Source organism: Mammaliicoccus stepanovicii (assembly GCF_002902525.1).
Taxonomy (GTDB): Bacteria; Bacillota; Bacilli; order Staphylococcales; family Staphylococcaceae; genus Mammaliicoccus; species Mammaliicoccus stepanovicii.
The window spans coordinates 16196-25158 of record NZ_PPQZ01000062.1 but is presented as its reverse complement, the minus strand read 5'-3'; the positions used below and the strand labels follow the sequence as shown (position 1 = coordinate 25158).

Below are 8963 nucleotides of genomic sequence, written 5' to 3'. Positions count from 1 at the left end.
ACTATTGTTTTAGAATCGAGATAAAATATTGTATAATTGTAACAAATACATAAATATAAGATTGGGAGTATTGTTTAAATGAAATTTACAAATTTAACAACTGGTGAATTTGAAACGTTTACTAATAAAATGCCATATGCTCATTTTACTCAGGCAGTGGGTAATTATGAATTAAAATTATCAGAAGGCACTTCAACGTATTTAGTTGGGGTTAAAGATGATCAAGATGAAGTAATAGCTGCCTGCTTATTAACAAGTGTGCCGGTTATGAAAAAATTTAATTACTTTTACTCTAATAGAGGACCGGTAATGGATTTTGATAATAAAGAACTCGTTGACTTTTTCTTTAAAGAAATTGTACCTTATTTAAAAAATAAAAAAGGATTGTTCTTTAGAATTGATCCATACTTGCCATATCAATTGAGAGATCATGATGGCAATATCAAAAAAACTTTTAACCGTGACGGTTTAATTAAGCAATTTGAATCATTAGGATACGAACATCAAGGATTTACAACAGGCTTTCATCCAATCCATCAAATTAGATGGCATTCTGTACTCGAATTAGAAGGTATGGATGAAAAATCTTTAATCAAGAATATGGATAGTTTAAGAAAGCGAAATACTAAGAAAGTACAAAAAAATGGGGTTAAAGTACGTTTCTTAAGTGAAGACGAAATGCCGATATTCCGTCAGTTTATGGAAGATACAACTGAGAAGAAAGATTTTAACGATCGTGGAGACGACTTCTATTACAATAGACTTAAATACTTTGATAATGTCAAAGTGCCATTAGCATATATTGATTTTAAAACATATATTCCTCAACTAGAAAAAGAACATGAACAATATAATAAAGATATTGCAAAAGCTGAAAAAGATTTAGAGAAAAAACCAGATAATCAGAAGACTGTAAACAAAATAGAAAATTTAAAACAACAAAGAGAAGCGAATGAAGCGAAGATTAAAGAAGCACAACAATTACAACAAGAACATGGAGATACACTGCCAATAGCGGCAGGATTCTTCATCATTAATCCATTCGAGGTTGTTTACTATGCAGGTGGTTCTTCAAATGAATATCGTCACTTTGCAGGAAGTTATGCTATACAATGGGAAATGATTAAATACGCATTAGACCACAACATTAATCGATATAATTTCTATGGCATTAGCGGTGATTTTTCAGAAGAAGCACCAGATGTAGGTGTTATCAAATTTAAAAAAGGCTACAATGCAGATGTTTATGAATATATCGGTGATTTTGTTAAACCAATTAATAAACCAGTATACAAAGCGTATACTACAATTAAAAAAGTATTAAAAAAATAAATGATTTTCAGTAAGAGAGGAATTTAGATAATATGAAATTTACAGAATTAACAGTTACTGAATTTGACGATTTCGTATCTGATAGTCAATATGAAAGTCACTACTTTCAAGTAAAAGAAAACATCAAGACAAGAGAAAACGATGGGTTTCAAGTTGTATTACTAGGGGTTAAAGATAACAACAATCAAGTTTTGGCAGCAAGCCTATTCTCAAAAATACCAACACTAGGCAGTTACGTATACTACTCTAATCGCGGGCCGGTAATGGATTACAGTGATCATGCATTAGTAGAGTTTTATTTCAAAGCACTAGAAAAATATTTGAAACAACATCAATGTCTCTATGTTAAAGTCGACCCATACTGGATTTACAACATATACGATAAAGATATTAACCAAATTAAAGAAAATGGCCCGAATGATGATATCGTTAATTTAATAAAATCATTCGGTTATGAGCATCACGGGTTTACAACGAAATACGATCCATCAAGTCAAGTTAGATGGATGGGCGTATTAAATTTAAAAGATAAATCATTAGCAGAAGTTAAAAAAGGATTCGACAGTCAACGAAAACGTAATGTTAATAAAGCGACGAATTATGGTGTAAAAGTACGTTTCCTAGAGAGAGATGAACTAGATATATTCTTTAAATTATATAGAGAAACTGAAGAAAGAGCTGGATTTATCTCGAAAACAGATGAATACTTCTTAAACTTTATCGATACATATGGTTCAAAAGTATTAGTACCATTAGCATATATCGATTTAAATGAATATATCCAGGCAACACAAGAAAACTTGAATGAATTAGAAGCTAAACGTGACCAAATGATGGCGAAAGAAAACAAATCAGAAAAACAAATGAAGAAAATTGCTGAAGCAGACAAACAAATTGATCACGCACAAAAGGAACTACTAGATACAAGTGAATTAATTAAAACAGATGGAGAAATACTTAACTTAGCTTCAGGAGTATTCTTTGAAAACGCTTATGAAATCAATTATTTCTCAGGAGGATCAAGTGAAAAATACAATCACTTTATGGGACCATATATGATGCATTGGCATATGATTAAATATTGTATCGACAATGGATTTGATCGATATAATTTCTATGGATTATCAGGCGACTTTACTGAAAACAGTGAAGATTACGGCGTTTATAGATTCAAACGTGGCTTTAATGTACAAGTAGAAGAATTAATAGGAGATTTCTATAAGCCAATCAATAAGAAAAAATACTTCCTATACAACACAATGCAAAAAGTAAGATCAAAAATTAAAAGATAACAAAACAAGCTGAAAGTTTAAGAACTTTCAGCTTGTTTTAAGTTTAATCTTGAATCTGCTAAATTAGAAGTAATAATTTAAATTCTATCATTTAGTTTACATAATATATATTATAGGAAGTTAAGTATATTGTAATTATAGGGCACCTATTCTAACTTAGTTCATAAGATGTTCTCATTAACTTAATGTTATAAATGATATGTTTGTTTATGGACATATATCTTTGATCTTATAATCTCATATTTGTTTATGTCTGTTATGTTGATTGATTAAGTTTATGATAATTTATGGCTGATTGAAATTGTTATTGCAAATAAGTCACATATTGTATCATTGTAAAATGCACATATAGAACGTAATATTTACGTTCTATATGTGCATTTATCTTATTGTTGATTATTTACGTATATATCAATTGCTTCTTTAATAAATTGTGCAGTTCCTGTACCAAATTTATCTATATTGTTCATAAATCGTTCGTCAGTTACATACATGTCACCTAAACCTTTAAGTACGTCTAATGTGTACGTGTAATTGATATTTGAATTTAAATAGTCATACCATTTTTGAACTGTTGATTGTGCCTTCTCTGAATCTGGTGAACCTGTTCTTAGTTCAGCAAAAGTTCTAAAAATTTGATTCATTTCTTCTTCTTTAGACAACTTTTCATCAGTAGTCCATTCATTTATTTGTTTATTTGCTTCCTGAATTGTCTTGTCGCCCCACTTTTCACGTGCTTCTTCTTCGTATTGCTTGTCATTAAAATTAAATCCTGTAAATTTTTCTTCGTTTGTCATTTGTATTTCTCCTTTCAAATAACGATTCGTTTGATCAATTGTTTGTATCATGTTATCAATACGATTTCGTCTTTCTAATAGTCTGTTCCTATGATTGGATAATGCTTCATATTTATCGAATGAAGGATCATCTAATATTGCTTTAATTTTGCTTAGAGGAAAATCAAGTTCTTTATAAAACAAGATTTGCTGTAATGTATCTAAATTTTCTTCTGAGTACAAACGATAACCTGCAGATGAAACATTATCTGGTTTAAGTAGCTGTATTTCATCATAATGATGTAGTGTGCGCACACTGATTCCAACTAGTTTTGAAACTTCTTTAACCGTCATACTCATAAACTTAACCTCCTCATATCATTACTATAAAGTGTAACGTAACGTTAGGGTCAATACTAATTTTATTAATTTTTTTATAATTAGGTGTTATAGTTATATTAAGATATTTAGATAGACAGGAGATTTAATATGAATAGTTTAGAGAGTTTTGATTTGAAATTAGAAACTGAGCGATTGGTGATATTAGCTGGCAATCAAGTTTGGGCATATAAGGATACGATTAAGGAAGAAATGATTAACTCAGCGAGAGATTTAAAAGAATGGATTGGTTTTTTTAATTATAATTTTGATGAATCTAAAGTAGTTGAATTTATAAACATGACAACTGATATTAGTAACAACAGTTCTTTTCTGAGATATTTTTTGTTTGAAAAACAAACTATGGATTTTGTCGGTTCTGTTGTGCTTCAAGACATTGACTATAGGTTACCATCTTGTGAAATTGGATATTGGACAGTTACTTCACAACAAGGAAATGGATATATGACTGAAGCAATACGACAAATAACCCAATATTTAATTGAATATCGTCAATTTGTGAGAATTGAAGCCTATATTGATGTTAAGAATGTTAAAAGCATCCAAACGATTGAGGATTGTGAATTCGAACGTGAAGGTATGTTGAAAAATTCAGATCTGAATGCTAATGAAACGAAATTAATCAATGAAGTATTATACGCATTAACAACACCTATCCACTTTAAACAAAAATGAAGAACACATTACTGTGTCCTTCATTTTTGTTTGTTCGATATAAAGACTTAACTTATCATTTCATTTAAGAATTATTTTTCTCTGCGTTTTAATTCCTCAAATTTACGCGCTTCTTCTTGTGTATTATTCATCTTCTTACTCTGTTTATTAGCAATTCTCTGTTTGTTTTTATTCATCAAATACCATGTAAGTAAACTTACAAATAAACTTACTATAGCCATGAAGGCAGCATAACCTAATAATGGTTCATATGTAATTTTATAAAAATTTGGAATAATAAATGCAATGATGCCTAAAACAATAAATGTTAAAATCGCACTAATAAAATGCTTCTTCATAATTAATGAAGATAAAATAGAAAAAATAACGACTACTACGATAGATATCCATAGGTAATTTGGAAAATCAAAGATATTCAAGGGTATGCGCCTCCTTTATGTATACTGACTATCATTATACCCTTTTTTAGTTACTTTAATGATATTTTTTTCTATTTAAACACCATGTATTATGTTTTAGAGAATGGGACTGTATCTTATTTATTCATTAATTGTTCAAGTGTATATGATTTAAATGCAAGGTAGTTAGTCGATGGTTGATTATGATTCTCTTCGTATAGTATCCCTATTTTATGATTCGGTAATTCGGTTAAGGAACTATATCCAAATGCGCCTTTAAAGACTGCTTTTTTACTAATCCAATCTATTTCATATTTAGGTTCCCCGTTAGCATATCTACCGATATTATTAATTTGTCCTATTCTTATTGTTCCATTCTCACGATTGTAAGATGCTGGGTTTGAAAAGATTATGATATTTTTCTTATTATATTTTTTACTATAGTTTATAACAGATGTTTGAACACCTGCATTTTTATCGCTAATTAATTCGTCAATAAGTTCAACGTTTGGATCCCATGTTTCACCACCATCAAAACTAGTTGAAATAGCAGTTTTGCCAGGCGTTCTAGAAAACATCTTTAATTGTCCATTTGGCATTTCAACAATCTGTGATTCACTAATCTTACTTTCTCCTCCTATTCTATTTTTATTTGGTGTTTCACCTCTATTCCAAGTTTGGCCATTATCATCACTGAATAAGACTGCTGCATTTTCAGTTTTACTTTTTGTACTTGTGTAATATATAGGAACCACAATCCTATCTTTATTTTTGCCATTTTTAATTGTAATGCCATTACCAGGTGAAGTTCCAAAGAATTTCATATCATCCGTTTTTAAATTTTTATTCAAAATTTCAGGACTAGACCATGTCTTACCATTGTCATCCGAATATTTCATACATATAAATGATGTATTATCTACCGTTAAAGTGCTATTTTTATAAAAAATATTACTAACTTTTATATTGTCTTTAAGTAAATTAAACTCATTATCTACTTTGAAGTTTGTTAGTTTATTATTTTTATCATAAACTTTGCCCTCTTTAACATAAAATTCTTCATTGTCATTATTTGTTAATCTTAGATATTTTTTATTTTCTAATAATGTATATCCTGACCCTACCTCAGTATTTGGATAGCCAATGCCACTTTTAAACATATCAACAAAAGTGAAAATTCTATTATTATGCCCTTCAACTAATTGGCTATCTATTGTAGAAGCACTGTCAGTTACATTTTTTGTTGGCTGATCTGGATAGTCATCAAAATGGAAAGTGAACTGTGTATTCATCCAGCTTTTGCCACTATTATTTGATTGAATTAAACCAGAATCAATGTTATTTGGACTATCTGCGCCACCGCCAAAACGTACATCTGCTCCTGCATAAGTAACACCGCTCGATGTGGTAAGCAATGCAGGAATACGATAAGCTTGAGTATTAAAAGTATCTGTATTGAAAATATGTGTGGCTACTTCTTCTTTTTCTACTGCTAACGCATCTATATTTATGGCGTTTATACTAAGAACACTTGTTAAAGTAAATGAAATAAATAATTTTTTAATCATGTTTAATCATCCTTATTCAATTTTTTTGGTAACGCTTTCTTTACAGTATAACCATATTAATTAACTAAATCTAGTTCATTCAAACAAAATAAAACAAAATAAATCAAATAATGAGTAAGATTGTTTGGATTTAAGTATAATTTACATGACTTAAAGAATAATGACATGTATAATAAATGACATAAATAGAGTGAACATTGAAAATATTTGATAAAGGGTGGATTAAATGGGACAAGTACTAAGAAAAGACGTTTCAGAACAAGAAACATGGGATCTTACTTCGTTGTATAACAATCATGATGAATTTTATGTATCTTTAAAAAAATTAGTTCAAGATGTTACGGAATTCAATAAAAAGTATGCTGGACAACTGACAGATGTTTCAACTATCGAATCAGCATTGAAAGAACAAGCTGATATTATAATCAACATCATTCATTTAAGTACATATGCAGAATTACTGTATTCTACGGATACTACGAATGCAGAAAGTCAAAAAATAGTTTCACATTTTTCTACAACTTATGGGAAAGTATCTGGATTATTATCATTTGTAGAATCTGAAATCCTACAACTTGAAGAAGAAGCATTTAATGCATTAATTAAACAATCTGATTACCCTAAATATTTATCGTTATTAAAACGACAAAAAGAACATACATTACATCCGGAAGTAGAAAAGACTTTAGCGATGTTATCACCTACTTTTGGCGCTCCATATGAAATGTATGGTATCACGAAAATGTTAGATATTGAATTTGGTACTTTTGAAGCAAATGGTACAGAATATCCACTAGATTATGTTTCATTTGAAGGTGATTTTGAAGTTCATTCTGATACAGAAACGAGACGAGCTGCTTTCAAAAAATTTAGCGGAGCACTTAAAAAATATGAAAATACAACTGCAGCAACATATAATGCACATGTACAGCAAGAAAAAATAGAATCTGAATTACGTGGATATGATTCAGTAATTGATTTCTTACTAGATTCCCAAGATGTAACACGTGAAATGTATGATAGACAAATTGATGTCATTTCTGAAGAGTTGGCACCACACATGAGACGTTATGCTAAACTTTTAAAACAAACGAATAATTTAGACAAAGTTAAATTTGAGGACTTAAGAATTCCACTTGATCCAACCTTTGAACCAGATGTTTCAATTGAAGGTTCAAAAGAATATATTAAAGAAGCGTTAAGTGTTCTCGGTGAAGATTATATGCAAATGGTAAATGATAGCTATGAGAAACGATGGATTGATTTCCCTCAAAACAAAGGTAAACAAACAGGCGCTTATTGTGCAAGTCCTTATGGCGTTAATCCATTTATCTTTATTTCTTGGACAAGCAAAATGACTGAAGTATTTGTGCTTGCACATGAATTAGGTCATGCAGGTCATTTCAATTTAGCGAATCAATATCAAAATGTATATCAAGCAGATTGTTCAATGTACTTTGTTGAAGCTCCTTCTACAATGAATGAAATGTTGATGGCAAACAGTTTATTAAGAAAATCAGAAGATCCTAAATTTAAACGTTGGGTTATTAGCTCAATTATTTCTAGAACGTATTTTCATAATATGGTAACCCACCTACTTGAAGCTAAATATCAAAGAGAAGTATATAGATATGTTGATAAAGGTGAAGCAATGACTGCCCCACTCTTAAATGAAATTAAAAAGAAAGTAATTTCTGATTTTTGGGGAGATGCAGTTGAAATAACAGAAGGTGCAGAATTAACATGGATGCGCCAACCCCATTATTATATGGGATTATATCCTTATACTTATTCAGCTGGCTTAACAATTGGTACAGTTATGAGTAAGAGAATCGAAGAAGAAGGACAACCTGCAGTTGAAGATTGGTTAAATGTATTAAAATCAGGAGGTTCTAAGTCACCTACTGAGTTAGCTGCATTAGCTGGAATTGACATTACGAATGACAAACCATTAAAAGAAACAATCGAATATATTGGTAATTTAATAGATGAACTAGAAAAATTAACAGATGAAATAGGATGATAATTGATAATGGCACTTTACTTTTATACATGATGTATTGAGCTAATTCATTACCAATATACCTCCATTTATGTGATTATATGGTACAATGTAAACAAACAATTTCGAACGTATATTATAGGAGGTAAATTTTGTGAAGTTAAAGGTTGAAAGACATAGATTTATCATGAATGAAATCAATCAATCAATGTCAGTAAAAGTTTCTACACTTTCAGAAAAAATGAATGTAGCAGAAATGACAATACGTCGTGATCTAAGTGAATTAGAAAAAGAAGGTCTAGTGAAGAGAATTCATGGTGGTGCACGAATTGTAGATGATAACTTCTATAATGAAAAGTCGCATAAAGAAAAGCAAACCTTAAATGTTTCAAATAAGATGAAAATTGCTAAAAAATGCAGTGATTTAATTAATGAAGAAGATATTATATTCATCGGATCAGGTTCAACAAATGAATTAATATATGAATTCATTAAAAATAAAAACTTAAGCATCATTACAA

The 8963-nt window shown here is 29.8% G+C and carries 8 protein-coding genes; 5 read left to right on the top strand and 3 right to left on the bottom strand.

Going from position 1 to position 8963, the window contains the following annotated elements:
- Positions 1–78: 78 nt before the first annotated feature.
- Together CD111_RS09195 and CD111_RS09190 are read left to right on the top strand one after the other, a co-directional pair.
- Complete coding sequence (locus tag CD111_RS09195; protein WP_095088075.1) at positions 79–1332, top strand: aminoacyltransferase; 1254 nt, start codon at positions 79–81, stop codon at positions 1330–1332.
- A gap of 32 nt (positions 1333–1364) precedes the next feature.
- Positions 1365–2624 (top strand): aminoacyltransferase, encoded by a 1260-nt coding sequence (locus CD111_RS09190; protein WP_095088073.1) that lies wholly within the window; start codon positions 1365–1367, stop codon positions 2622–2624.
- Positions 2625–3010: 386 nt separating this feature from the next.
- Here CD111_RS09190 and CD111_RS09185 read toward each other — a convergent pair whose 3' ends face one another.
- On the bottom strand, positions 3011–3760 hold the full coding sequence (locus tag CD111_RS09185; RefSeq protein WP_095088072.1) for a MerR family transcriptional regulator: 750 nt from the start codon (positions 3758–3760) through the stop codon (positions 3011–3013).
- A 129-nt stretch (positions 3761–3889) separates the two neighbouring features.
- Between CD111_RS09185 and CD111_RS09180 the strand changes: the two genes are divergently transcribed.
- The gene (locus CD111_RS09180; protein ID WP_095088070.1) at positions 3890–4474 is read left to right on the top strand and encodes a GNAT family N-acetyltransferase; all 585 of its coding nucleotides are present in this window, start codon (positions 3890–3892) and stop codon (positions 4472–4474) included.
- Between the two features lie 71 nt (positions 4475–4545).
- Here CD111_RS09180 and CD111_RS09175 read toward each other — a convergent pair whose 3' ends face one another.
- Both CD111_RS09175 and CD111_RS09170 read right to left on the bottom strand, forming a co-directional pair.
- On the bottom strand, positions 4546–4893 hold the full coding sequence (locus tag CD111_RS09175; protein WP_095088069.1) for a hypothetical protein: 348 nt from the start codon (positions 4891–4893) through the stop codon (positions 4546–4548).
- A gap of 116 nt (positions 4894–5009) precedes the next feature.
- On the bottom strand, positions 5010–6440 hold the full coding sequence (locus CD111_RS09170; protein ID WP_095088067.1) for a sialidase family protein: 1431 nt from the start codon (positions 6438–6440) through the stop codon (positions 5010–5012).
- Positions 6441–6666: 226 nt separating this feature from the next.
- Between CD111_RS09170 and pepF the strand changes: the two genes are divergently transcribed.
- Both pepF and CD111_RS12770 read left to right on the top strand, forming a co-directional pair.
- On the top strand, positions 6667–8463 hold the full coding sequence (pepF, locus tag CD111_RS09165; protein ID WP_095088066.1) for an oligoendopeptidase F: 1797 nt from the start codon (positions 6667–6669) through the stop codon (positions 8461–8463).
- Positions 8464–8596: 133 nt separating this feature from the next.
- The coding region (locus CD111_RS12770) for a DeoR/GlpR family DNA-binding transcription regulator (RefSeq protein ID WP_240610499.1) at positions 8597–8963 on the top strand (367 nt) is incomplete at its 3' end.

Excerpts from the sequence above, each read along its gene's own strand:
- CD111_RS09195 (WP_095088075.1), top strand. The coding sequence starts at position 79 with ATGAAATTTACAAATTTAACAACTGGTGAATTTGAAACGTTTACTAAT.
- CD111_RS09190 (WP_095088073.1), top strand. The coding sequence starts at position 1,365 with ATGAAATTTACAGAATTAACAGTTACTGAATTTGACGATTTCGTATCT.
- CD111_RS09185 (WP_095088072.1), bottom strand. The coding sequence starts at position 3,760 with ATGAGTATGACGGTTAAAGAAGTTTCAAAACTAGTTGGAATCAGTGTG.
- CD111_RS09180 (WP_095088070.1), top strand. The coding sequence starts at position 3,890 with ATGAATAGTTTAGAGAGTTTTGATTTGAAATTAGAAACTGAGCGATTG.
- CD111_RS09170 (WP_095088067.1), bottom strand. The coding sequence starts at position 6,440 with ATGATTAAAAAATTATTTATTTCATTTACTTTAACAAGTGTTCTTAGT.
- pepF (WP_095088066.1), top strand. The coding sequence starts at position 6,667 with ATGGGACAAGTACTAAGAAAAGACGTTTCAGAACAAGAAACATGGGAT.